Origin of the sequence: Bacteroides cellulosilyticus (assembly GCF_020091405.1) — a bacterium.
In the GTDB taxonomy this organism is placed as follows: domain Bacteria; phylum Bacteroidota; class Bacteroidia; order Bacteroidales; family Bacteroidaceae; genus Bacteroides.
In genome coordinates this window covers 5,391,216-5,417,659 of the sequence record NZ_CP081903.1, presented here as the reverse complement: position 1 = coordinate 5,417,659, position 26,444 = coordinate 5,391,216, and the positions used below count along the sequence as shown (strand labels likewise).

General features: G+C 42.2%; 21 protein-coding genes. 11 read left to right on the top strand and 10 right to left on the bottom strand.

Translation table 11 applies throughout. The features are described from left to right. Positions 1 to 10 precede the first annotated feature (10 nt). The 4 genes from K6V21_RS20590 to uvrB form a co-directional block, all read right to left on the bottom strand. Positions 11 to 718: an energy transducer TonB gene (locus K6V21_RS20590; RefSeq protein WP_007218254.1), complete on the bottom strand. Its 708-nt coding sequence runs from the start codon at positions 716 to 718 to the stop codon at positions 11 to 13. 6 nt (positions 719 to 724) lie between these two features. Then, positions 725 to 3,976 (bottom strand): UvrD-helicase domain-containing protein, encoded by a 3,252-nt coding sequence (locus K6V21_RS20585; protein WP_224319718.1) that lies wholly within the window; start codon positions 3,974 to 3,976, stop codon positions 725 to 727. A gap of 236 nt (positions 3,977 to 4,212) precedes the next feature. After that, positions 4,213 to 6,420 (bottom strand): alpha-galactosidase, encoded by a 2,208-nt coding sequence (locus K6V21_RS20580; protein WP_224319717.1) that lies wholly within the window; start codon positions 6,418 to 6,420, stop codon positions 4,213 to 4,215. Between the two features lie 341 nt (positions 6,421 to 6,761). Further along, the gene (gene uvrB, locus K6V21_RS20575; RefSeq protein ID WP_007213878.1) at positions 6,762 to 8,813 is read right to left on the bottom strand and encodes an excinuclease ABC subunit UvrB; all 2,052 of its coding nucleotides are present in this window, start codon (positions 8,811 to 8,813) and stop codon (positions 6,762 to 6,764) included. 115 nt (positions 8,814 to 8,928) lie between these two features. Here uvrB and K6V21_RS20570 point away from each other — a divergent pair, with 115 nt between their 5' ends. The 5 genes from K6V21_RS20570 to K6V21_RS20550 all read left to right on the top strand — a co-directional run bounded on the left by K6V21_RS20570 (position 8,929) and on the right by K6V21_RS20550 (position 12,705). Next, the gene (locus K6V21_RS20570) at positions 8,929 to 10,227 is read left to right on the top strand and encodes a phenylacetate--CoA ligase family protein (RefSeq protein ID WP_007213879.1); all 1,299 of its coding nucleotides are present in this window, start codon (positions 8,929 to 8,931) and stop codon (positions 10,225 to 10,227) included. Positions 10,228 to 10,409: 182 nt separating this feature from the next. Next, positions 10,410 to 10,835, top strand: a complete 426-nt coding sequence (locus K6V21_RS20565; RefSeq protein WP_007213880.1) for an amino acid-binding protein — start codon at positions 10,410 to 10,412, stop codon at positions 10,833 to 10,835. 151 nt (positions 10,836 to 10,986) lie between these two features. Beyond that, positions 10,987 to 11,802 carry an outer membrane protein assembly factor BamD gene (locus K6V21_RS20560; protein ID WP_007213881.1) on the top strand — a complete coding sequence of 272 codons (816 nt, stop codon included), beginning with the start codon at positions 10,987 to 10,989 and terminating at the stop codon, positions 11,800 to 11,802. Between the two features lie 22 nt (positions 11,803 to 11,824). Continuing rightward, a complete protein-coding gene (locus K6V21_RS20555; RefSeq protein ID WP_007213882.1) occupies positions 11,825 to 12,160 on the top strand; it encodes a DNA-directed RNA polymerase subunit omega in 336 nt (111 codons plus the stop codon). Between the two features lie 77 nt (positions 12,161 to 12,237). Continuing rightward, the gene (locus K6V21_RS20550; protein WP_044270268.1) at positions 12,238 to 12,705 is read left to right on the top strand and encodes a DUF4293 domain-containing protein; all 468 of its coding nucleotides are present in this window, start codon (positions 12,238 to 12,240) and stop codon (positions 12,703 to 12,705) included. A gap of 124 nt (positions 12,706 to 12,829) precedes the next feature. Here the strand turns inward: K6V21_RS20550 and K6V21_RS20545 are convergent, their stop codons facing one another. Next, positions 12,830 to 13,513, bottom strand: coding sequence for a porin family protein (locus K6V21_RS20545; protein ID WP_044270335.1), 684 nt, complete (start codon positions 13,511 to 13,513; stop codon positions 12,830 to 12,832). Positions 13,514 to 13,539: 26 nt separating this feature from the next. Further along, positions 13,540 to 15,318 (bottom strand): LysM peptidoglycan-binding domain-containing protein, encoded by a 1,779-nt coding sequence (locus K6V21_RS20540; RefSeq protein WP_217715758.1) that lies wholly within the window; start codon positions 15,316 to 15,318, stop codon positions 13,540 to 13,542. A 98-nt stretch (positions 15,319 to 15,416) separates the two neighbouring features. On the opposite strand from K6V21_RS20540, the gene K6V21_RS20535 reads away from it, so the two are divergent. The 4 genes from K6V21_RS20535 (at position 15,417) to K6V21_RS20520 (ending at position 21,176) form a co-directional block, all read left to right on the top strand. Next, positions 15,417 to 16,208, top strand: coding sequence for a gliding motility-associated C-terminal domain-containing protein (locus K6V21_RS20535; RefSeq protein ID WP_224319716.1), 792 nt, complete (start codon positions 15,417 to 15,419; stop codon positions 16,206 to 16,208). Beyond that, entirely contained in the window at positions 16,209 to 19,037 is a 2,829-nt protein-coding gene (gene uvrA / locus K6V21_RS20530) for an excinuclease ABC subunit UvrA (protein WP_217715756.1), read from the top strand. Positions 19,038 to 19,040: 3 nt separating this feature from the next. After that, positions 19,041 to 19,520, top strand: coding sequence for a Cys-tRNA(Pro) deacylase (gene ybaK / locus K6V21_RS20525; RefSeq protein WP_044270263.1), 480 nt, complete (start codon positions 19,041 to 19,043; stop codon positions 19,518 to 19,520). A 93-nt stretch (positions 19,521 to 19,613) separates the two neighbouring features. After that, entirely contained in the window at positions 19,614 to 21,176 is a 1,563-nt protein-coding gene (locus K6V21_RS20520) for a peptide MFS transporter (protein WP_217715755.1), read from the top strand. Between the two features lie 78 nt (positions 21,177 to 21,254). Here the strand turns inward: K6V21_RS20520 and K6V21_RS20515 are convergent, their stop codons facing one another. Continuing rightward, entirely contained in the window at positions 21,255 to 21,755 is a 501-nt protein-coding gene (locus tag K6V21_RS20515) for a GNAT family N-acetyltransferase (RefSeq protein ID WP_224319715.1), read from the bottom strand. A 246-nt stretch (positions 21,756 to 22,001) separates the two neighbouring features. On the opposite strand from K6V21_RS20515, the gene K6V21_RS20510 reads away from it, so the two are divergent. Beyond that, complete coding sequence (locus K6V21_RS20510) at positions 22,002 to 22,328, top strand: PadR family transcriptional regulator (RefSeq protein ID WP_007213892.1); 327 nt, start codon at positions 22,002 to 22,004, stop codon at positions 22,326 to 22,328. A 52-nt stretch (positions 22,329 to 22,380) separates the two neighbouring features. Then, positions 22,381 to 23,475, top strand: a complete 1,095-nt coding sequence (locus K6V21_RS20505; protein ID WP_224319714.1) for a PspC domain-containing protein — start codon at positions 22,381 to 22,383, stop codon at positions 23,473 to 23,475. 75 nt (positions 23,476 to 23,550) lie between these two features. Here the strand turns inward: K6V21_RS20505 and K6V21_RS20500 are convergent, their stop codons facing one another. From K6V21_RS20500 to K6V21_RS20490, 3 genes are read right to left on the bottom strand one after another with little or no spacing between them, the layout of a single operon-like run. Then, positions 23,551 to 24,255, bottom strand: coding sequence for a hypothetical protein (locus K6V21_RS20500; protein WP_224319713.1), 705 nt, complete (start codon positions 24,253 to 24,255; stop codon positions 23,551 to 23,553). 1 nt (position 24,256) lies between these two features. Beyond that, positions 24,257 to 25,270 carry an AAA family ATPase gene (locus K6V21_RS20495; protein ID WP_224319712.1) on the bottom strand — a complete coding sequence of 338 codons (1,014 nt, stop codon included), beginning with the start codon at positions 25,268 to 25,270 and terminating at the stop codon, positions 24,257 to 24,259. Then, the gene (locus tag K6V21_RS20490) at positions 25,267 to 26,382 is read right to left on the bottom strand and encodes a DUF262 domain-containing protein (RefSeq protein ID WP_224319711.1); all 1,116 of its coding nucleotides are present in this window, start codon (positions 26,380 to 26,382) and stop codon (positions 25,267 to 25,269) included. Before K6V21_RS20490 ends, K6V21_RS20495 begins: the two co-directional genes overlap by 4 nt. Positions 26,383 to 26,444: the final 62 nt, after the last annotated feature.

Below are 26,444 nucleotides of genomic sequence, written 5' to 3'. Positions count from 1 at the left end.
TTGCCTTATTCTACTGCATTTGGAACATGACCGGGACGGTATATTCTACACGTACGGGTTGTCCCGCTACCGTACCGGGTTTCCATTTGGGGAATTCCCTGACTATGCGCAACGCCTCTTTATCTAAGTACGGATCAATGCCTTTGAGGATTCTGGCATTTGTGATACTTCCATCCTTTTCGATGACAAATCTGATTGTGGTTCGTCCTTGGGTTCCGTTACCTTGATAAACGGGGAGTTTCAGGCTTGATTCTTTGCTTATGAATTGTAGCAGTGCAGCCATACCTCCGGGAAATTCGGGCATTGTATCCGGCGCATCATACTCATTGGTGCCATATATGGTAGTATCTTGCGCGATAACCTCCTGTACGAGAGAGTCCGGCGGGAGGACTCTTATTACCGGTTTTTCCTGTATTTCCGGAGTTACTATATAATAACCATGCGGAGCTTCGGAATGGATCGGCTCTGCACAGGCCGGTTGTGGTATCATTGTTGCCAATCCTGCGGATATTCCAAGTATGGTAATCGCTTTTCCTGCCATGTGTTTACGTGCCAGTTGTTGCTCCAGATACTGCACTTCTGCCTCGCATTTGGGACATGTACCTGTACAATCTCCTTTGTATTGACATTCGGAAGTGATATATTCGATATCATTTGCTTCGGCAATTTGCCGGCGAATGTCTTTTAATATTTTGCAAGTTTGCTTTCCTCGTACCATGATTCTTTATACTTTTTCTATTAAATCTTCTTCTACGTACCATAGGTATCCTTTTATGCTCTCTTTCGGGTATCCCATGCGTGTGAGCAGTTGCATATATCCCTGCACTTGCTTATTATATTTCTTATTTTGTTTTCCGAATTTGAAGTCCACGACAACAATTTCGTTGTCGCGCATCATGACGCGGTCCGGTCGGCGGGTTCGGAGTTCCCCCTTTTCTTGCCAGATGATGTCGCACTCGTTGAACAATTGCCAGTCTCCCGAATACCAGTCCTGCACTTGGGGGATGGAAAAGGCATGCCGGGTCAGTTCCCGGATTTCATCTTCTGTTTCCGGTTTGCCGATGATGCCTTCGAATATAAGTTGATCGATGGCATTATCGATGTCCTCTTCTGTTTCAATGGCTGAGAAAAGAGTATGCAGCAAGCGTCCCCGGTTTATGAAGCGATTGTCTGATTCATCTTCGTCAACTCCCTGAATGAAGTCGGCTGAACGGTTTGACTGCCGGAATTCGATCTCATGCCTCATGCTCTCCATGTGTACTGGGAGCTTGTCAGGCTTTTGAGCAAGGCGGTTGACTGAGGTTTTGGCGGTCGTCGTCGGCTTGGTATCTTCCGATGGGCAGAGCATTCCGGTTTCGTAAGGTTCTTCCTCGTCCCAGTTTTCATTACCTTCTCGGGCGGCTACGTGTGGCAGTGCATTGGCAAGCAGTTCGGACATTGTTCCTTTCTGGCCTTTTTTACTCCAAAGGATGAGATTCTTTCCGGCACGGGTAAATGCTACATAGAGCAGATTCAGGTTATCCACCCAAAGTTGCAGACGCTCGTTAAGATACTCTTGCCTGTATACTGATTCTGCCATGGTAGAGGAATAATTGACCGGAACAATGTCGAGCGCGCTGAATGGTGATTCGGAAGGTGAGCACCATATTAATTGATTGTTGGTCTCATTTTCCAACTTCCAGTCGCAGAAGGGGATTAAGACGGTATGGAATTCCAGTCCTTTTGACTTGTGAATGGAAAGGATACGAATACCATCCATTTCTCCGCTGGGGATTGTTTTGTTGCATAAGGTTTCGTCCCAATAGCGGATAAATACATCCAGATCCGATGAGTTGTTTTGCAAGTATTCCGTCACGGCATCGAAAAAAGAAAAGAGATACGCATCCTGTTCTTTGATCCGGTTCATCTCAAACAGGCTGAACAGTTCTTCCAGTAATTCGTATAGTGGCATTAGACGAAGAGGCTCTATGCGGTTGACAAAAGCCCCGGGCAATACATCCTCAGGTCGGGAAGTTAGTATATCGTCCCACTTCGTTTCAGGCGCACAGGCTCCTTCCTTCGCCATCCGCCCTTCTTTGTTTTCGTTTGTAATTTGTAATTTGTAATTTATAATTAATGAGGCTCTTGCCACTTTATCATCAGGATTGGAAAGGTAACGTAAAGCATCCATCAACATGCACAATGCTTGTGAAGCATTCAGACGGAAAGCTTCGTCTGAAACAATGGGCAGATGCATTGTTTTGTCGAAGTAATCGGCAATGGGAGGAATGTTTTTATTCTTGCGAACGAGGATGGTGATATCGTTTAATTTTACACCGGCAGCCAGTAGTCTCTGCACTTCTTCGCCTAAAGAGATGATGGTCAGTTCCGTATAATCGTGTTCTTCGTCCGGTTCCAGGAAAGTCGCCTTGATGTATCCTTTGGCTTCGGTTCGTGGAGATTCCTGTGCCACGTCGGCATAAGCTTGCTGCAACGGACGGCAATCTTCCTGTAATTCTTTCAGATGGAGCATATTCAGGTACTCCACTGCGGCCGTAAACAAACTGTTGTTAAAACGGATGATATTTGTTTCGCTTCGACGGTTTGTTTTTAAAGTTTCTACACGTACAGGGTAGGGAATAGGCGTTTCTTTGGTACCCAGTGCATTCAGGATTCCCCAGTCTCCGTTTCGCCAACGGTAGATGGATTGTTTCACGTCACCTACAATCAAGCTGTCGGCTCCTTGTGAAAGACCTTCGAGCAATAAGATTTTGAAGTTATCCCATTGCATACGGCTGGTGTCCTGGAATTCATCGATCATTACGTTCCGGATATTGGCACCGATTTTCTCGAATACGAATGAAGAGTCTCCATCCCGTACCAGGTTATGGAGTAAGGCGTTGGTGTCTGACAACAGGAAACGGTTGTGTTCGCGGTTCAGCTCCCGTACTTCTTCGTCAATGTGGGCAAGCAGTTGCAATTTGTTCAGGTGTTGCAGTGATAACCGGCAACTGTTTACGGTCCTGTTGTTGCGGGGTCTGAATGTTTCTGCATCCTGCAATAAAGGGAGCAGACTTGTTTCTGCCAGATGGATGATATCGTTCTTTCGGGGCGAAGTCTTGGTGGCCCAATTCTTTGCGTCATCTAAGCTATTCTTCAGAGTGGCGTTCAGCACATCTTTGTCTGATAACCGTCCGTCACGCAATTTACGGAAATAACTGCCTATACCTCGCGTTCCGCCTTTCAGCTCTTCGGCGGTGAGTGCATGTGATTCCAATTCTCCGATGAACTGGTCGTAGAAGCTTTTCATTTGTTCCAGAGCCTCAGTCTCCATTTCCCGCAACACATTACGGTACAGTTTGATTATATCCGGTTCTTTCAGTTGTTGCCGGAGTCCTTCACCGCGTTCTATGTAACCTTCGTCGAAGATGTTCCAGCCGAATCGCTTGATCTCATCGGATACATTCCAGCGTTTGTCATCGGCAATGCGTTCGTTGATATAATCCAGCAACCAAGCCAGGACAGGGGAGGAAGGTGTCAGTTTTTCAATGAGGCTGTCCACGGCATCGCTCAGTACGTCGGCGTTGTTCAGTTCTATATTCAGGTTCGGACTCAGTTCCAGTTCCCGTGCCAGATTGCGCATTACGGACTGGAAGAAGGAGTCGATGGTTTCTACGCGGAAACGGCTGTAATCATGCAGCATGTATTGCAATGCTGTTCCTGCTGCCCGACGGATGTCAGAGTCAGATAAGTTTTTCTGTCGTAAATCTTCCCGGATGCGGTTCAGGTAGGGCTCTGATGCCGGGTCACTTAACCAGATGCCGTAAAGTTGTTGCAGAATACGTTCTTTCATTTCTGCCGTAGCTTTATTGGTAAAAGTTACGGCCAGTATTTGCCGATAAGCCCTTGGATTCAGTATCAGGTGTTTGATATACTCTACAGCAAGGGTGAATGTCTTTCCTGAGCCGGCTGAGGCTTTATATACTAATAATTCCATGTAGATTTGCTGGATTGAACTTTTGTACAAACATACACAAAAATGTGAAATTATGGGGGATTGGTGGGGAATTAATTTGCTTCTGTAGGGATATGAACAAAGAGTGATAAGGCGGTAAGGTGATAAGGTGATAGCGGGATAACGCTCTGTGATATATAGCGCAGCCACTTTATCACCCTATCACCTTACCACCTTATCACTCTTTTCTTTCTTTTCTTTCCTATAATGGATAAATACTATTTCACCTCTTCCAGATAGAGCACTCTGCTTGAATAATCATTCTGCTTATGGTAATCCACCTTATGATTATAAGGTATCTCTAGACCATTCGCCATCAGATAAGCACCACTAAATGTCTTTCCCTCAAAATTCAGCGGATCATTATCTATCCGGTTCAGTTCATGCACCTTGTAAAGTTTATCGGGAGCGAGTCCTGCCATTTTCACTCGTGGCAGATGCTGGTTGACAAAGTGTTCTGTCTTCCACCAATAGAACACCGACTTATCCTTTTCGGGCGTTACATACATCATGGAAGCTACTCCCAACTTATCATACGGAGACATTAAACGATAGATATCACCCAGTTGCACCACCGGACGGATCGTTTTATATTCAGCGATGGCATTCTTGCAAAGTGTCTTCTCTTCCTCTGTCATATTCTTTGGTTGTATTTCCATACCCAGGCGACCACTCATCGCTACGTCAATGCGATATTTTAAAGGAATGGTGCGGAAAGTCTGGTGGTTGGGAGCGGCACTGATATGCGATGCCATGGCAATGGCAGGGAAGAAATACGAAGTTCCCCATTGCATATAGATACGTTGCAGAGCGTCCGTATTATCACTTACCCAAAACTCATCGAAGTAGGGCAGGATGCCATAGTTGACACGACCGCCGCCGCTGGCGCAAGCCTGTATGGTAAGGTCCGGATATTTAGCGCGTATTCGCTGGCATATTTTCTCAAAGCCACGGTGGAATTCAATATACATGTGGCTTTGATTGTCTTTCGTCAGATAATTGGAACCATGATTTAAGATGGACATATTGGCATCCCATTTGATGTAGTCGATTTCCGGGTAGTTACTCATAAGATCATCTACAATCTTGAAGATAAATTCCTGCACCTGCGGATTGGCAAGATCCAGCACTACTTGTGTACCACCACGTCCCTGCACCACGTCACGTTCGGGAGCCTTAATCACCCAGTCCGGATGTTTCTCATAAAATTCACTGGTTGTATTGGCCATTTCCGGCTCTATCCAGATGCCAAACTTGACACCGTTCTTTTGTGCATCTTTCAGCAGACCTTCAATGCCATTGGGTAACTTATTCTTATCCACTACCCAGTCTCCAAGAGAAGAACTGTCATTCTTACGCGGATATTTGTCGCCAAACCAACCATCATCCATCACGAACAGTTCACCACCCATGGAAGCGATATCACTCATCATCTGATCCATACCCGCCTGGTTAACGTCGAAGTAGACACCTTCCCAGCTATTCAGCAAAATCTTGCGGGGAACAGTACCATGAGCAAGCTTGTGCAGGCGCGCCCAGCGATGGAAGTTCCGGCTACTTCCGCTTAATCCTTCATTACTGTAAGTTAAAGCAAGTTCGGGAGTACGGAAAATCTCATCTTTCTTTAATGAGTAAGCTGAATTTTCCTCATTGATTCCGGCAAAGAACCGATGATATTCATCGTCGTGCGTATCAATGCGCAGTTTGTAGTTACCACTGTAACAGAGGGCGGCGCCAATGACACAACCCGCATTTTCCTGTGGCTTTCCATCCAGTGAGAACATGACTTCGGCATGTGAGGTGTGCGAGTTTCGTACCCCATCCTTGTTCTTTATTACCTTCATGCCGGGTTCCAATGCCTCTTGACACAAACGTCCTTCGTTCGCCCATGATCCGTAAAGATGAGATAGCCAGACATCGCCCCGACGAATAGGTAAGAAAGCAGAGGCAAACTGATTGAGTATAACCGGTTTCTTTTCCTGATGTCGGATTTCTGTCCATGTCTCGATGACATCTGCATCCTGATAGGCTTTATAATACACGTTTACATAGAAAGGATATACCTTGTCTTTCAGTTCGATGGCAGTGATTTCCGCATTTCCTTCCTTGCTCGTTTTTACCTGTACGATTTCCATCTGCAAAGTCATGTTGCCGTCGGCATGTTTTACGGCTAAAGCGGATTCTCCGGGACAGTTAAGTCCATACACAGGATAAGCAGGCATGTCCGGAGTTCCTGTAAGATTTATATTCTGCAAATCTACCTCCGAGAGTTTATCTCCATAGTATACATGTTTCAGCTCACCACCGACAGGTGCCGAGAGTACCAGGGAGGTTTCAGGGGTAGATACGCATACATTTTGTGAAAACAGACTGCCGGTCAGCAGTAACGTTCCAAACAATACATTCATTCGTTTTCTGATGCTCATGTTTTTCTTCTTTTTAGATTTCTGAATATTGATAAGTGCGGCAAAGATAGGCAATTCCGATAAGATGAATTGATAGTGTTTTATCATATATTGATAGTCTGCTGTCTGTTTTTTCAGTGCATACCAGATGTATGGGCATAAAAAAAGGAGTACCGCTGTACTCCAACCTTTGTTAACCTTAAATCTAATACTATGAAAAACACAGTGCAAAGATACGTACTTTCAGGATAACTGCAAATTATCCAAGAAAAAAAGTATGTTTAATAACACTTATTAGTGGAAACCCCCGCTTTCTCTATTTATTTTAAGAAAAGGCGGGGGCTATTTTAAGAAAAGTGGTATTAGACTTTTTCTTTCAGCATATCTTCCATTTTCAGTAATTCGTCACGATATTGTGCCGCTTCAATGAAGTCAAGCTTCTTGGCAGCTTCCTGCATAAGCTTTCTGGTACGTTCGATGCTCTTTTCCAATTGCGGGCGAGACATGTATTGTACAATCGGATCGGCGGCAATATGAGCAGAGCTTTCTTGTTCGATGTAGGGGCGGGGAGTGATCGTCGCTCCTTTTTCGATATAACTGTCTTCTGTTGGAGCATTTGATGCAAATACATTCAGATTCTTCCCTTTCTTGATTTGTTGAGGCGTAATGCCATGTTCTTCATTATATTTCAACTGCTTTTCGCGGCGACGGTTCGTTTCATCAATCGTCAGTCGCATACTATCGGTGATACGGTCGGCATACATGATGACCATTCCGTTTACATTTCGGGCGGCACGTCCGGCAGTCTGAGTCAGCGAGCGGTGAGAGCGTAGGAAACCTTCCTTATCTGCATCAAGAATGGCTACAAGTGACACTTCCGGTAAATCCAGCCCTTCACGCAGCAGGTTGACACCGATAAGGACGTCATAGATGCCTTCACGCAAATCACTCATAATCTTTACGCGCTCCAAGGTATCTACATCACTGTGGATGTAGTTACACTTCACATCGTTATTCAGTAAGAATTCTGTTAACTCTTCCGCCATTCTCTTGGTAAGTGTTGTTACCAGTGTGCGTTCGTTCTTCTCGATCCGTATCTGGATTTCCTCCATGAGATCATCTATCTGGTTATGGCTGGGACGTACTTCGATTATAGGATCTAACAATCCGGTAGGACGAATTACTTGTTCCACAACTATACCTTCCGACTGGATAAGTTCATAGTCGGCAGGTGTCGCACTCACATAAATCACTTGTTTTGCCATTTCCGCAAATTCTTCGAACTTCAACGGACGATTGTCCATGGCGGCCGGAAGACGGAAACCATATTCCACAAGGTTTATTTTACGTGCACGGTCGCCCCCATACATGGCTCGAATCTGCGGTACACTTACGTGGCTTTCATCAATGACAATCAGAAAATCTTCCGGGAAGAAATCCAATAAACAGTAAGGACGACTACCGGCCTTACGCCCATCGAAATAGCGCGAATAGTTTTCTATGCCTGAACAGTGCCCTAATTCGCGTATCATTTCCATATCATAGGTAACCCGCTCCTGAAGACGTTTCGCTTCAAAGGGACGTCCTTCATTTTCAAACCATTGCACTTGCTTGTGCAAGTCGTCTTCAATTTCGTGAATGGCTCGCAGAGTGGCTTCCTTAGTGGTCATGAACAGATTAGCGGGATATATCTTATATGCATCAAAGCGGGCGATGGTAACACCGCTTATCGGATCTACTTCTTCGATGCTGTCTACGTCATCTCCCCAGAAAATGATACGTAGCAGATTATCGGCATACGCCAGATAAATGTCTACCGTATCTCCTTTCACACGGAAGTTACCACGATTCAGGTCAATGTCATTGCGTACATAAAGACTGTCCACCAAACGGCGTAGGAAAACGTTCCGGCTGAATGCCTTTCCTTGCTGTACTTCTATCACATTGTTATAGAAGTCGGACGGATTTCCCATACCATAGATGCAGGATACGGAAGACACGACCACTACATCTTTCCGGCCCGAGAGTAGGGAAGAAGTGGCGGCAAGGCGCAGTTTGTCTATTTCATCATTGATGGCAAGGTCCTTTTCTATATAGGTATCAGAAGACGGAAGATAAGCTTCCGGCTGATAATAATCATAATAAGAAACGTAGTATTCTACGGCATTATTGGGGAAGAAAGACTTAAATTCACTGTAAAGTTGTGCGGCCAACGTTTTATTATGGCTTAATATTAACGTTGGTTTATTGATGTTAGCAATAACATTGGCTATGGTGAACGTCTTTCCCGAACCGGTGACACCAAGTAAAGTTTGTGCCGGAACTCCCTGAAGTACGCCCTCAGTGAGCTCTGCAATAGCTTCCGGCTGATCACCGGTGGGCTTATAGGCGGATGTTAATTCAAATTTATTCATTTTCTCTCCTTATGGTCGGCAATATTCGGGAAAATACTTGAGATAAACAAAATTTTTTTATTCCTTTGCAGGAAATAAGAATTAATAATAACCATCAATGTAATACAACAAAGACATGATTTGGAATGAAAGCATCGAATGTATGGATCGTGAAAGCCTCCGTAAAATCCAAAGCATTCGCCTCAAAAAGATCGTGGAGCATGTTTATCACAACACTCCTTTCTACCGTAAGAAAATGCAGGAACTGGGAATCACCCCGGACGATATTAATAGTATAGATGATATCGTGAAACTCCCTTTTACTACCAAATATGACTTGCGCGATAATTATCCTTTCGGACTTTGTGCCGTACCTATGAGCCAGATCGTACGTATTCATGCCTCGTCCGGTACTACAGGTAAGCCCACCGTAGTGGGATATACCCGCAAGGACCTTTCGTCTTGGGCAGAATGTCTTTCGCGTGCTTTTACGGCTTATGGTGCGGATAGTTCCGACTTTTTTCATGTAGCCTACGGGTATGGCTTGTTTACAGGCGGGCTGGGTGCTCATGCAGGTGCTGAGAATATAGGTGCTTCCGTAATTCCGATGTCAAGCGGAAACACGGAAAAGCAAATTACTTTAATGCATGATTTTGGTTCTACGGTACTTTGTTGTACGCCATCTTATGCTCTCTATCTGGCGGATGCCATTAAAGATTCCGGTTTGCCCCGCGAAGAATTCAAACTGAAAATAGGGGCTTTCGGTGCAGAACCCTGGACAGAGAATATGCGTAATGAGATTGAAGAAAAACTGGGCATTAAAGCCTATGACATCTATGGATTGAGTGAGATAGCTGGTCCCGGTGTAGGTTATGAGTGTGAATGTCAGCATGGTACTCACCTTAACGAAGACCATTATTTCCCTGAAATTATCAATCCGAATACCTTGGAACCGGCTGCTCCCGGTGAGACAGGCGAACTTGTATTCACCCATTTGACCAAAGAAGGTATGCCCCTGTTGCGTTACCGTACCAAGGATCTTACCGCCTTGCATTATGACAAATGTACTTGTGGACGTACGCTGGTTCGTATGGATCGTATTCTTGGCCGTAGTGACGATATGCTCATTATCCGTGGTGTCAATGTATTCCCGACTCAGATAGAGTCTGTCATCCTTGAAATGGAGGAATTTGAACCGCATTATCTTTTGATTGTGGATCGTAAGAATAATACCGATACCATGGAATTACAGGTTGAAGTGCGTCCGGAATACTACTCTGATGAAATCAACAAGATGCTGGCATTAAAGAAAAAATTGGCCGGTCGTCTTCAAAGTGTCCTGGGACTGGGTGTGGATGTCCGTCTGGTAGAACCTCGCAGCATCGAACGTAGTGTGGGTAAAGCTAAACGTGTGATTGATAATCGGAAACTGTAAAAATATGAAGGGCTAAATATGAAGTATTAGGTATTAGGTATTAAGTATAAATCACTACTTCGCGAGTGCTAATACTTCATGCTAAACGCTTAATACCTCATACTTAATACTTCATATTTAATACTTCATATTTAATACTTCATACCTCATATTTAATACTTCATATTTTAATATTTAAACTTATGGTAGCAAAACAACTTTCTATTTTCCTTGAGAATAAGTCCGGTCGTCTGACAGAAGTGACTGAAGTGCTTGCGAAAGAAGGTGTCAATCTTTCCGCTCTCTGTATTGCTGAGAATGCTGATTTTGGTATTCTTCGTGGTATTGTATCTGAACCGGATAAGGCATATAAAGCTTTAAAAGATAATCATTTTGCTGTGAATGTGACGGATGTGGTGGGCATTAATTGTCCTAATATTCCGGGTTCGCTGTCAAAAGTCCTGCGTTTTTTGTCCGATGAGGGTGTTTTCATTGAATATATGTATTCATTTGCCAATGGTGAAACGGCGAATGTCATTATTCGTCCCAACGATATGGAAAACTGTATCCGTGTACTGACTGAAAAGAAAGTAGATTTGCTTGCGGCGAGCGATTTGTATAAATTGTAATGACTGTTTTTTCAGACTGTTCATTATCCCGGTTCGTCGTGAATTGATTGGCGTTTGTCGGTCATTTCCTGGTTTTTGAAAAATTAAGGTTCGTATCATTGGTTTATTCGGTGCGAACCTTTATCTTTGCACATTATTTGAAAAGCTAAGAATGAAGAAGAATATCTTAATAACTTTGCTTGCGGCAGTGTTGCTCTCCTCGTGTGGAGAATACAATAAGCTGTTAAAGAGCACCGACTATGAGTATAAGTATGAGGCGGCAAAGAACTACTTCGCAAAAGGACAGTATAATCGTGCTGCAACATTGCTTAATGAGTTAATTGCTATCCTTAAGGGTACGGACAAGGCAGAGGAGTCCCTCTATATGCTGGGTATGAGCTATTATAATCAGAAAGACTATCAGACAGCCGCCCAAACATTCGTTCAATATTTTAATGTATATCCTCGCGGTACGTTTACCGAACTGGCGCGTTTCCATGCAGGAAAAGCATTGTATCTGGATACCCCTGAACCCCGTCTTGACCAGTCTGGTACTTATGCCGCTATTCAGCAATTACAAATGTTCATGGAGTACTTCCCGCAAAGTTCAAAGAAGGAAGAAGCTCAGGATATGATATTTAAGTTGCAGGATAAATTGGTGATGAAAGAATATCTTTCAGCTAAATTGTACTATAACTTGGGTAATTACCTAGGAAACAATTATCAGTCTTGTGTGATTACTGCACAAAACGCTTTGAAGGACTATCCTTATACAAACCTTCGCGAAGACCTCTCTATTCTTATCTTGCGTGCCAAATATGAAATGGCCATATATAGTGTGGAAGATAAGAGAGCAGAGCGTTATCGTGAAACGGTGGATGAATATTACGCTTTCAAGAACGAGTTTCCTGAAAGTAAATATATGAAGGAAGCCGATAGAATCTTTAAAGATTCAGAGAAGATATTGAATGAAGATAAACAGAGTTAGGATAATATTAATTTAGATATTTATGGATTACAAGAAAACTAATGCTCCCAGCAGCACGGTTACCCGTGATATGATGGAGTTGTGTGCAGATACCGGTAACGTGTACGAAACCGTATCTATTATAGGTAAGCGTGCAAATCAGATCAGTGTGGAAATCAAAAGTGATCTTTCCAAGAAGCTGTCAGAGTTTGCTTCCTATAATGACAACCTGGAAGAGGTATTCGAAAATCGGGAGCAGATTGAAATTTCACGCTATTATGAGAAATTGCCGAAGCCGACATTGATCGCAACGCAAGAGTACGTTGAAGGTAAGATCTACTATCGTAACCCGGCTAAAGAAAAAGAAAAATTACAGTAAATGAAATTACTGCAAAGGTGTGCCCGAGTAAAGTTTACTTAGGCACACCTTTGTTGCTTTAACAAAGAAAAAGAACTATGATACAACGAATTCAATCTGTCTATTTATTGATTGTGACAGGCTTGCTGATAGCGGCTATGTGTTTGCCGGTAGGGCAATTTATAGCTTCGGATGGAGTTACTGCATTTGTTTTTAAGCCATTGGGTGTGACGTTGGCAAGTGATGCCTTTCAATCTACATGGGGATTATTTGGAATTTTGTTTTTGAGTACTGTTGTGGCATTCTGTACTATTTTCCTGTTTCGTAACCGGATGTTGCAAGTTCGTATGACGGTATTCAACAGTATTTTATTGATTGGATATTATGCGGCATTTTTCGTATTTATGTTTATGTTGAAAGATGATTTGGATGCAATGTCTTTCCAATTAGGTTGGGCGCTTTGTCTCCCCGCGATTTCTATTGTTTTGAATTATTTGTCTTTCCGTGCTATTTATCGTGATGAAGTAATGGTGAAAGCAGCGGATAGTTTCAGATTGAGAAAATAAGAGAAAGCAGATAAAAGAGAAACGTCCCGGGATTTCGTACAGAAGTCTCGGGACGTTTCTTTTATCTTGTATTGGGGAATTTATTTTTCTGTATTGAGTAATTTATTCTTCCGTATTAGGTAATTTATTTTTTGAGATCAAACAGATAGGTTATTTTCGCTACTATAGTGCCGTGTGCTGAACGGGAGAAATAGTCTTTCTTGGTACTTTTGTAAAAGTCGGACAGGGCATAGTAGTACCTGCCCTCTACAAGGAAATTACCGGCTTTGGTACGTAGTTCCAATCCGGCACCACCGGTAATACCATAATCGAATTTGTTTTCTACATTCTTATCGTGTTGCTCAGGAGTAGAGGTATAGTTGTTCCATGCGTCATTCTTCTTCCTGGTATCGCTGATAAAAAAGCCTATTTGCGGACCTGCATGAACGAAAAACTGCACTCCACGGTCTCTGCCGAATGCCAGATGTGCCAGAAGCGGTATTTCTACATAATTCATCTTGCGTATATATTCCAGTTCGGGGTGATCTTCATCGAATTCACTCCAACCATGTTGAGAAAAGTTCAGTTCGACTTGTGCGCCACAAATCATGCTGAAGTATTTCTCGGAGATATAGCGTGCTGTTAAGCCTCCGTTGATACCCATCAGGCTTTTTTGCCGGACCGTAGGAGAGAAGCTGACGCTATTGATATTGATACCACCGTTGAAGCCTACTGCAAAATTCTGGCGTTGTTCGCCAATCTGTGCATGACTGGGCAAAGCCCATGCGGCAAGCAACAAGACAGCCCCTATACTATTTTTCATCTTCATTGTCTTTGGATTTAAAACTTCTGTAATCAATCATAATCCAGTTTTACCAACTCATAATTCTTGGTGAAACGTACAAAGAATACTTTCTTGTTGATGAATCCACCCCAATTGTTTACACGTTGGAATTTGAATCCGGTCTGGATAGGCACCAGATCCATGCGTTGCATGTTCTTTTCTAATTCAGAACCATAACGCGACAGACCTTTCAGGAAGAAATAGCCGGTATCGAAGCCCAACATTCCGAATTTGGGATAGCGTTCGTCCATTTCCTTACCGTACCATCTGCGATAACTCTTCGTGAAATTGATGGCGGCAGGTAACAGGTTGTTGGTATAGAATGATGAATAGAAGTAAGTATCCAGTTCGAAGAATGCTTCCAAGTGATCTTTTGTATAAGTTTGCCATTCCGGATAACCGAACAAATGAATATTGCTTTCCGGATTATCGCGAACCAACAAAGTCAATTGGGGAAGTATCTTTATCAAAGTCATATTGTTTCCCGAAGTGGGAATGAATATATTTTCCCGGTCGGTACGTAATACTGTTTTCAGAGATTCTACCGTTGCATCCTCTTTCAATGATTTCATAGGAATGGAGCGGTTTTTCAGTTCGTCTTTCAGACCTTTGATAAATTCTACTTTATCTTTTGTGCCCGTGCTGGCTTCTATAAAGATTACGTTAGCATTCGGGAACTGACGTACAAAGTGATCGTACACTTCAGAATAAAGGTATGATTGAGGAGTATTAATCTGATAAATGGACGGATTGCGGAATACGTTATTGTCTTTGGAGGTAAACGGTACTACCAGTCGGATATCATTCTTCTGTGCAAAATCTGCCAAAGGTTTGACTTGCTGCTGGTGTAACGGCCCAAAGATAATATCCATATCTTTCATTTCTTTTTTGGAAAGAATGGAGTTCAGAGACGCATTCTCAGGTCCTGAGTTGTAAGTGTATAGATCAATGGAAACTCCACTGCGTTTCAAACTGTCTACGGCCATGAGGAATCCTTCGTAGTATTCTACCATGCGTGCCGCTTCACTTTTGGAAACATCCAGGAAAGGAAGGATAAGAGCGGCTTTGATAGTGCTGAAGCGTTCTGTTTCTTTTTTATTTTCGCTGAATAATTCACTGTTGCTGGGTGCTACCTGTGGTTGCGCGGGTTTCTCTACTTGTGCGGTAGGATAAGGGATACATAGGAAAGTACCTTTTTTAATCTTATCTTCACCTTGCAATTCAGGGTTGGCAGCTATTAATTCTGCCTCTGAGATGCCATATTCACGACTGATGCTGTATACGGTTTCTTTCCGTTTTACCTTATGCATATCCCGGCAACGTGATTGTACGGGGCCTTGGATAGTGGGGATGGCAACCTCTGTAACATTTTCAGTGGTAACCACATCGGTTTCGCTGGCAGAAGGTATGCGTATTACCTGCCCGATGCGGAAGTTTTCCGCACTCAGTCCGGGATTGGCATCACAAATGGCTTTGGCAGACACACCGTACTTGACGGTTAGCCGATAGAGCGTCTCGCCTTGTGCTATGGTGTGAAAGGTCTCTGTCTGAGTATTGGCAGCTGTCCGTGGAATACGGAGAGTGCGTCCTACAAATATTTTTTCATCGCTTCCTGGATTCAACTTCACGATGTCCGACTGTGTGACACCATACATACTGGATATGGAATAAAGGCTTTGCCCTTTTTCAATGGTATGCAGAAAATATGACTGGTTCTCTTGCGCAATAGCTCCGAGACTGCATGCACCGGCAAGCAGCAAGGAGCAGAAAATCCGGTTAATCGTTCTCATTCGATATCGTTGGTTTACGTTTACAATTTCCCAAAGTAGCTGCAAAGGTAAGAATTTTGCCTAAAATTAACGAAAGGAATGCGTTAAGAAATAATATTGTGCATTTTAAAACTGAAAAATCCGATGTATCCGCTGATATTCGCTTGGAAACCGTTATTTTTGCAGGTATTATGCGATGCGGATTGTTTTCATATATCGGTTGTGCAGCAATGTTGCTGCTTGGATATTTACCGGTGTGGGCTGACGGGGGAAAGACAGAACTGTTGGATATGTCTCCCGTGGCAATCTTGCTTTCTGAAAACGGAGCAATTCCTGAAGAGAAAGTTACCATTTCGCCAGATGATACATATACCGGTGCTGCTCCTCTTGAATTCCGATTCGTGTGGAGAGACGAAGATTCCGGAGGAGAATCGGACGAAACGGTAAATCTGCGTTATGAGTGGAATTTTTCTCGCGACGCTGCTTTCAACGATATCTTTCTGACACGTTTTGATGCTGAAACTATTTATAGTTTTCAGGAGTCAGGTATGTTTTATGTCCGTCTGATTATAACGGATATTGAGACGGAAGAAACGAATATTTCCGGTACTTTTATGATCCGCATTACTGAATCGGAGCTTAAAGTGCCGAATGCTTTTTCGCCTAATGGCGACGGAGTGAATGATGTGTTTCGTGTAAAGCACAAGTCGCTGGTTCGCTTCAATGCGTATGTTTTCAATCGTTGGGGACAGGAACTTTACCGCTGGGGATTGCAGAATATTGATGCAGGATGGGATGGTACTGCGCATGGAAAGAATGTCCCTGAAGGTGTTTATTTTATAGTGGTAGAAGCGGAGGGAGCAGATGGAGTTAATTACAAGATTAAAAGTGATATTAATATATTAAGATAAATGACAGAAGAAACAGAATACATCAATGTATATGGTGCGCGCGTGCACAATCTAAAAAATATCGATGCGGAAATTCCCCGTAACAGCCTTACCGTTATTACGGGACTGAGCGGAAGCGGCAAGTCGTCCTTGGCATTCGACACGATTTTTGCCGAAGGACAGCGTCGGTATATCGAAACATTTTCTGCGTATGCCCGCAATTTCCTGGGAAATCTGGAGCGTCCCGATGTCGATAAGATTACGGGATTGAGTCCGGTTATTTCTATTGAACAAAAAACGACGAATAAGAATCCCCGCTCTACAGTCGGCACTACAACGGAAATTTATGATTATTTACGTTTGCTTTATGCACGTGCCGGTATAGCTTATTCTTATCTTTCGGGTGAAAGAATGGTAAAATACACTGAAGAGCAAATCCTTGATTTGATCCTGAATGATTATAAAGGCAAGAAAATTTATATTCTGGCTCCATTAGTCCGTACTCGTAAGGGGCATTATAAAGAACTGTTCGAACAGGTGCGTAAGAAAGGGTATCTCTATGTTCGTGTAGACGGTGAAATCAGGGAGGCATTACCCGGCATGAAGCTGGACCGCTATAAGAATCATGATATAGAAGTGGTTATTGATAAGCTGGTTGTGACGGATAAAGATGATGTTCGTCTGAAAAACAGTGTGGCTACCGCGATGCAGCAAGGTGACGGCCTGTTGATGATACTTGATTTGCAATCCGAAAATGTTCGTCACTATAGTAAGCGGTTGATGTGTCCTGTTACCGGGTTGTCCTACCGTGAGCCGGCACCCCACAATTTTTCATTCAACTCTCCGCAAGGTGCTTGCCCTAAATGTAAGGGATTGGGAGTTGTGAATCAGATTGATGTGGAAAAAGTGATTCCGGATCGGGAGCTTTCTATATACGAAGGAGCTGTCATTCCATTAGGTAAGTACAAGAATAGCATGATTTTCTGGCAGATTGCCGCTTTATTGGAAAAATATGAAGCTACCCTGAAGACTCCTGTTAAGGAATTGCCGGATGAAGCCATTGATGAAATTCTCTACGGTTCGGATGAACGTATTAAGATTAAAAGCTCCCTTATCGGCACTTCCTCCGATTACTTTGTAACGTTTGAGGGAGTAGTGAAGTATATTCAGATGTTACAGGAAAAGGATGCTTCCGCTACTGCGCAAAAGTGGGCGGAACAATTTGCTAAGACTGCTGTATGCCCTGAATGTAAAGGAGCGAGGTTGAATAAAGAAGCCCTTCATTTCCGTATCCATGATAAGAATATTTATGAACTGTCTTGTATGGATATCAATGAGCTTTACGACTGGTTGATGAATGTCGATCAGTATCTGGATAATAAACAGAAACAAATTGCTGTCGAGATATTGAAAGAAATCCGCACCCGTTTGAAATTCCTGTTGGATGTGGGACTGGATTACCTTGCTCTTGACCGTGGTTCTGTAACCCTTTCCGGCGGTGAGAGCCAGCGTATCCGTTTGGCTACTCAAATCGGTTCGCAATTGGTGAATGTGCTTTATATTCTTGATGAGCCGAGTATTGGCTTGCATCAGCGGGATAACCAGCGGCTAATTCATTCTCTGAAAGAGCTGAGGGATATCGGTAACTCCGTCATTGTTGTGGAGCATGATAAGGATATGATGATGGCTGCCGATTATGTGATTGATATGGGACCGAAAGCCGGACGCTTGGGTGGTGAGGTTGTTTTTGCAGGAACTCCCAAGGAAATGTTGGAGACGCATACGCTGACATCGCAATATCTCAATGGTGAACGTGAGATAGAAATACCCCAAAAACGTCGTGAAGGTAATGGACATAGCCTTTGGCTGCGTGGTGCACGGGGGAATAACCTGAAAGGGGTAGATGTGGAATTTCCTCTTGGTAAGTTGATCTGTGTCACCGGTGTATCCGGCAGCGGAAAATCTACGCTTATCAACGAAACATTGCAACCTATTCTTTCGCAGAAGTTCTATCGCTCGCTTCAGGATCCTCTGGAATACGATAGCATCGAAGGATTGGAAAACATCGATAAGGTGGTAAATGTGGATCAGTCTCCGTTGGGGCGTACGCCGCGTTCTAATCCGGCCACTTATACGGGAGTCTTTTCTGATATTCGTAATTTGTTTGTAGGATTACCGGAAGCCAAGATACGCGGTTATAAACCGGGGCGCTTCTCCTTTAATGTAAGTGGCGGACGTTGTGAAGCGTGCCAGGGAAATGGTTACAAAACAATTGAAATGAACTTCCTGCCCGATGTATATGTACCCTGTGAAGTCTGTCATGGCAAACGCTATAATCGTGAGACATTGGAAGTGCGCTTCAAGGGAAAATCCATTGCTGATGTACTGGATATGACCATTAACCGTGCGGTGGAGTTCTTTGAAAATGTGCCGCAGATTCTGAATAAGATTAAGGTGATACAGGAAGTCGGTCTGGGATATATAAAGTTGGGACAATCTTCCACCACACTTTCCGGCGGCGAAAGCCAACGTGTGAAATTGGCTACGGAACTTTCCAAGCGAGATACGGGAAAAACCCTTTATATCCTTGATGAGCCTACTACCGGACTTCACTTCGAGGACATTCGTGTACTGATGAATGTACTTAATAAACTGGTGGACAAAGGTAACACAGTGATTGTCATCGAGCACAATCTGGATGTTATCAAGATGGCAGATTATATCATCGATATGGGTCCTGACGGTGGTAAGGGTGGGGGGCAACTCCTCAGTTGCGGCACACCGGAAGAAGTGGCCAAGAGTAAGAAGGGATATACCCCTAAGTTTTTGCGAGAAGAATTGAAAGGATAAATTATGAAAATCAATAAAACGAATGCGGCGAGGCTTTTGGATAAAGCCAAAATACCATACGAACTCATTCCCTATGAAGTGGATGAAAACGATTTAAGCGCTATTCATGTGGCGGACAGTTTGGGGGAGAATATCGAACAGGTATTCAAAACCCTTGTCCTGCATGGCGATAAGAATGGCTATTTCGTATGTGTCATCCCCGGTGAGCATGAGGTAGATTTAAAATTGGCGGCTAAGGCTTCCGGTAATAAGAAGTGTGATCTTATTCCGATGAAAGAATTACTTCCTTTGACGGGATATATTCGTGGTGGATGTACTCCTATCGGCATGAAGAAACCTTTTCCTACATACATTCATGAATCTTGTCTCAATTATCCTTATATCTACATAAGCGCAGGTCAGCGTGGCCTGCAACTTAAACTTGATCCAAATGATTTAATTAAGGAGGTTCATGCTGAAGTTTGCATCCTTTTTCATGACTAATTTCACTTTTTTACAGGTTATTTCAGCAAAATGTATATATTTGCATTTAATAAACGAAAATCAATCTAATTACTAATTTAAAAACTTATATCTATGTTCAAGAATCATCCTAAAGGTCTGTTGGCAGCTGCTATCTCCAATATGGGCGAAAGGTTCGGCTACTACATCATGAATGCCGTACTGGTACTGTTCCTCTGCTCCAAATTCGGCCTGAGTGACGAAACCAGTTCCATTATCTACTCGGTCTTTTATTGTGGTATCTATGTACTGAGTTTGGTAGGCGGTATTATTGCCGATAGGACGCAAAACTATAAAGGAACAATCATGTCAGGATTGATAGTGATGTCATTGGGTTATGTCATTCTATCTATTCCTGTACTGTCTACTGCTGAAAATATTGGTTGGTTGCTTCCTTTGACTTGTGTCTCTTTGTTTTTCATTGCTTTCGGTAACGGACTTTTTAAAGGAAACTTACAGGCTATCGTAGGTCAGATGTACGACAACCTTGAAAAAGAAGCTGAGAAAAAAGGACCTGAAGCCTTGAAGCTGGCTAAGAGCCGTCGTGATTCTGGTTTTCAGATATTCTATGTATTCATCAATATTGGTGGTTTGATTGCACCTTTTGTTGCTCCCCTGCTTAGAGAATGGTGGCTGAAGGTTCACAGCATGATGTATAATGCTGATCTGCCTGCATTGTGCCATCAATATATTAAGGAAGGTGCCAATATGGCTTCCGATAATCTCTCTAACCTAAATGAACTGGTTGTCAAAGTAGGAGGTACGGTAACAACTGATTTGAGCGTTTTCTGTACCCAATATCTTGACGTATTTAATACAGGTATCCACTATTCATTCATAGCATCAGTAGTAGCTATGCTTATTTCTCTTTTCATTTTCATTGCATGTCGAAAGGTATTCCCTACACCGGGCAAGAAGGAAAAACAAGAATCGGTGACTTATACCCCTGCAGAGAAAGCAGCTATGGCAAAGGAGATAAAGCAACGTCTGTATGCACTGTTTGCTGTATTAGGTATCGTGATTTTCTTCTGGTTCTCATTCCACCAGAACGGACAGTCGCTTTCACTTTTTGCCCGCGACTTCGTAGTAACCGATAGTATTGCACCCGAAATTTGGCAGGCTGTGAATCCATTCTTTGTGATAGTACTTACTCCGCTCATCATGCTCTTCTTTGGTGCGCTTTCCCGTCGTGGTCAGCAAATATCTACTCCTAAGAAGATTGCCATTGGTATGGGTATTGCAGGACTTGCCTTCTTATTCCTTACTATTTATTCGGCAATGCAAGGTTATCCTTCAGGCACTGAGTTTAAGGCGATGGCTGACTCTGCCAAAGCAGGGTTGAAGGCTGGTCCGTGGGTGCTGATTGTGGTTTATTTCTTCTTGACTGTAGCTGAGCTTTTCATTTCGCCGCTTGGTCTTTCATTTGTTTCTAAGGTAGCTCCCAAGCATATTCAGGGCTTGTGTCAAGGCTTGTGGCTTGGTGCAACAGCGATAGGAAATCTCTTCTTATTCCTTGGTCCTATGATGTATAATAAGATTCCTATCTGGCAGTGCTGGACTGTATTCTTTGTTATTTGTCTTGTGTCAATGGGTGTTATGTTTGCCATGGTAAAATGGTTGGAACGAGTAACGGAATAATTAGAAATTGAAAATTAAAAAGATAAAGGCTGCGCAAGGTTCTCTTTTGAACTGCGCAGCCTTTAATTTTTTTAATTTCTAATTGATTTCCAGCCCCATTATAAAGTCATTCATATAATATCCGTTCCCTATCGGAAAATCCCCTTCCCTCAATTTTCTCATCCCCATGCGTTCATAGAAATTCAGCGCTTTGTTGTTGCGGTTCACATTTAATTCCATCAAGCATGGGCCGGGATGTACTTCCTTGATATATTTGACGGCTTCATGGAATAAGAAGCTACCGCAATGTGATCCTTGAAAGGAGGGGAGTACATATATTTTCTGTAAATGGAATAGGTCTTCACCTTGTTGTTGCACAGATACATAACCACACACTTCGTTGTCCTTGTATCCAATGAAATATACATGCCCTTCTTCTTCCATTTGCTTGCGGATGTTCTCTATGGAGTACATCCATTCCATCATATAATCGTTTTGCTCCGGTGAAAGTATATCCTTGTAAGTCTCCGGAAATATCTGCCATGCAAGTTTATGGATCAACTCACAATCGGCTGTAGTTGCTTTTCTGATAGTTAACATAGTTCGTTGTATTTATATCTTTTCCGCAAAGATACATTTTTCTCTTATATGTTATTCTCTCCCCTGACGCTTTATTAATAAGGTGTGAATAGATAATAGTGTTAATTAAATAAAATGCAAGGTACTTTGTATTGCATAGTACTAAGATAATGCATATATTTGTGTCATACAAAGAAAAGCTCTATTTCAATCAGTTGCTATCTTTGCTGTAAAATAGAAAATTGTCGAATCGTAAACCAATAAGAGATGGACGTAAATAATGTAAAGTCGCAAATGCGTAAGGGCATGTTAGAGTATTGCATCATGCTACTGCTTCACAAAGAACCGGCCTACGCTTCGGATATTATCCAGAAACTTAAAGAAGCCAAGCTAATCGTAGTGGAAGGAACGCTTTACCCCTTGCTCACTCGTCTGAAGAATGACGATCTGTTAAGTTACGAATGGATAGAGTCCACACAAGGACCGCCACGTAAATATTACAAGCTCACCCCAAAAGGGGAAGTTTTTCTTGGAGAGTTGGAAATCTCCTGGCGTGAGTTGAATGAAACAGTGAATCATATAGCCAACTATTAGATTCAGGATATTAAAAACCTCGTATCAGTATAAATTTAAAAAACGAATAGCAATGAAAAAGACATTAACAGTAAATCTGGGCGGAACTGTTTTCCACATTGATGAAGACGCCTATCGCCTTTTGGATAACTATCTATGCAATCTGAAACTGCACTTTAGACGACAAGCCGGTGCTGACGAGATTGTAAATGACATCGAACTCCGCATCTCTGAACTTTTTTCAGAGAAGCTGACTGCTGGCTCTCAGGTGATCACTATAACCGATGCAGAAGAAGTAATCAATCGGATGGGTAAACCTGAAGAGATGGAAACTGGTACGGAGGAGAATGCTGCTTCCGGTGAAGGTTATGGTTCCGGCTCTTGGAATAGTGATACTAATTCTTCTTATACTTCAACCCGTCGCCGTTTGTATCGCAATCCGGACGATAAAATGCTGGGTGGCGTGATAGGGGGACTTAGTGTTTATTTAGGCTGGGATTCTACCTGGTTCCGTTTGATTCTTGTTTTTTGCGCAATCTTTGGTTTCAAGTTCTTGATCCCTATCTATATCATTTGCTGGATAGTGATTCCCGAAGCTCGTACGGCGACTGAAAAGTTGAATATGCGCGGCGAAGCTGTTACGGTAGAGAACATTGGAAAGACTGTAACTGATGGTTTTGAGAGAGTTTCAAATAATGTAAACGATTATATGAAGTCTGATAAACCTCGTACTTCTATGCAAAGGACCGGTGATACGTTGTTAATGATTGTCGGCTGGTTCCTGAAGATTTGTCTGGTTATTGTGGCTATCATTTGCAGTCCGGTACTGTTTGTTTTCGGTATTGTATTTGTGGCTTTGCTCTTTGCCGCTATTGCAGTTGCTATTGGTGGTGGTGCAGCGTTGATGTCTTGGTTCCCGGCTATTGATTTTGTATTACCTACATCTCCTTTGTCAGCCATCGTACTATATATTGCAGGTATCCTCGTAGTGGGTATTCCTCTGGTTAGCCTTGTTTTCGCAATCTTCCGTCCGGTATTCAATTGGCAGCCCATGGTTTCCGGGTTGAAATGGACATTGCTTATTCTGTGGATTGTTAGTGCTACCATCTTCTTTATCTGCTATACCATGCAAGGATTTACATTCCCGGAATTGCTGATGCGAGGGTAACAGATTGTTATTTTAGTTTTTCTGGGGGCTTGGAGGTATTCTTTAAAATATCTCCAAGCTAACTATCTTTCCTCCTTACATCAGAAAACGTTGTCTTGAAACAGGGCGAACGATATAAGTGAATTCTTTTTCATTTCTAATCAGATAGTCAAATCCACTGGTTAATATGATTTCTATTTTATCGTCTACTACCAGATAGCGATCGTGATATTCGGGCAATGTACGGTCTATAAATGTCCATTTTGCACAATATTCCTGTAATGCCACTACATTTATATATTGTGAATCGTAGGTTATGGACAATTCTTTTAAAGGAAGAATGCTTTTTAGTAGTTCGATGTTTGCTCCATTCAGAAAAGAATATTTATCATAAATAGAAATATTCTTCGCTTTTCTGCATAAAGCGGTAATATGTTCTATTGCTTTTTGCCTATTTTCTCTTTTGAAAAAACAAGCTGTTAGGTTATTTTCTATTTTATCTCCATTGATGTTTACGTAAGGATAATGGTCTTTGTCAGTGCACAATATTATTTTATAGGTTGTATTTTGAGCTAAATCTTCGAGTGACTGTGTTGTAAAACCACTTTTCCTTAATGTCGTTTCCAATTGTTTGCTGGTATCCTTACCAATTCTTTTTAACTGACTGGTATTTGTCAGTATGGAAGGTTTGTAGTAATGCAGAAGATTCTCAATTAGATTTCTGTCACACACTTTTCCTTCTTTGAAATTGCAATATTCTTTTTGCAATTCATCACTCAATACAAAACTGTAGTTTCCCATTTTATTCCATCTCTATAAGTTCGGCTAATGTGGCATCAAAGAAACCATCAGGAAATTCTGGTTCAAAACGTCCATATTTGTTCAACTGAATTTTCTCAAACGGGTCTACAATTCCTTTTTTATAATATATAATTGCCTTGTCAGATTCAAATTTCTTCTTGAACACCAGATACTGCAATTTATTTATTAAATGATCACAATGAGTTTCTATAATCAGCTGAATATCGGCATTAGCTATAAAAGCGAAAAATTCTCCTAAACGTGATTGGGCGGCAGGATGAAGATGTATTTCTGGGTTCTCAATCATTACTACATCTCCTGGGGCAGCTCTTAAACAAAGAATAAGCACTTTAGTCAGATAACTTACACCGGCTCCTAATTGCGTGGGAAGAATTCCCGGAATATTGTCGCTATTATATTTTACTTCAACTATCTGATCGTTACGCTTTTCTGTTTTCAACTCAAGTTTCAAACCTAATATATAACTTTGCCAGTAGTTGAGTTGGGCTGCTAACGTAAAGGAGCTTTCATCTTTTATCAAAGGTTCAGGCAAAGGTTTCGACTTTTCCTTTTCAAAAGTGCCTAATAAATAGTCTCCGTTAATACCGCAGAAAATTGCAGAAGAGATTTGGGCTAAGTTCTCTGCACCAACACGATTAGCTGACAGATAATAGAGATTTTTTTCTATTTCCAATCCGGTATATCCCTCACCTTTCTCTTCTACTTCTTCTATTTCTTCTGATAATTTATAATCTATGCAGTTTTCGTTTATTTCCAAACTGATGAAAACTTCTTTTGCATTTTCATATATGTTTCTAAGGGTGGAGAAAGAAGAAAGTACATGGTTCAAATAGATTTGGCCATTCTTCGTGGTAGCCTTGTTAACTAATAAGATAGCTTGCAACACACTTGATTTCCCTGTTGAGTTTAAACCGGTCAATAACGTTAATGGTTTCAACGTCATTTCTTCACGCTTGATATTTTTTAACCCACTAATTATTACTTTCTGTATCATTGTTGTAGACCTTTAAAGAATTGATTTATACGTGAGTATCTATACCCTAAACTGGCAATGGAATCCACATTTCCCTGAAAAGAGCCGCTTTTATCCAGTGAATCTTTCAGATCTTCTATGCTCCAATAGATTTCCTTATCATCATTCCAATCCCATTCAAGCAAAAATAGATAGGTAAGGCATTCAAACAGCGGCATATTTATCGGTCGGCGTTTGTTTATGCCGGCAAACCGGAATGCGTCCTCACCCAGTAATGAATAGATTTTCTTTAATGCAGTCAGGAATTTCTCTTTTAGTTTCTCTATTTCTTCCTGCGACATGCGTTGATTCATAAATATCATCACTTTGGCGAGAAAATCATCAATATCACTTCTATACTCGATTGGTTTACCTAAATCTGCTGTTTGTAATTGGTTGGTCATGAGTAAATAAAAAGCTATAGCCCGCAGCACAATATATCTGTCCCGCATTCGGATGGAACTTACGCCTTCTCCCGTTGCTTTTTTGAATTCGTCTGATATGCAGATATCATCAATGAGGAATGTGGCGTTACCCCTGTATAGGGCGTTGCGCATTTCTTGATTGTTCAATCGTGTCCCACCTCGGTTCACTCTATCAAAGATATCATATTTTACGCGTTCCGGGGTTGGGGGCTGTATGATATAAAAAAATAACTGGTAGTCTTCAAATATGCCTTGTAGTTTGGGATCCAGTTCTTTGAAAAGGGAGCCGTTTAGGCTATGCAATATTTTTAAATCTTTCAGTCTGAATCCATTGTCCAAGAACCTTAATATTGTGTCAATGCGTTGCCGCCCGTCTACCACTTGTTTCTTTCCTTCTCTGGTTTCAAATAGGTACATAATGGGAATGGGTATTCCCATTAATATCGATTCTATTAATTCGGATGTTTGTCTTCCTTTCCAGACGTCATTTCTTTGAAAATCGGGGGAAATGATGATTTCTTTTCGTTCCACACATAGGCGTCGCAGGTGCAAAATGCTAAATTGTGCTTTTTCCACCCGTACTTCCGCGTTGGGATAAATAGTCGACGAGTTGTTTTCTTCCATGTCCAACCCGGACTCACTTTCTAACAGTTCTTCTTGCTCTTTCATTTTATCACTATGGATTCTTGTGAACAAAGGTAACAACTATCAAGTTCAAAGCCAAAGAAATG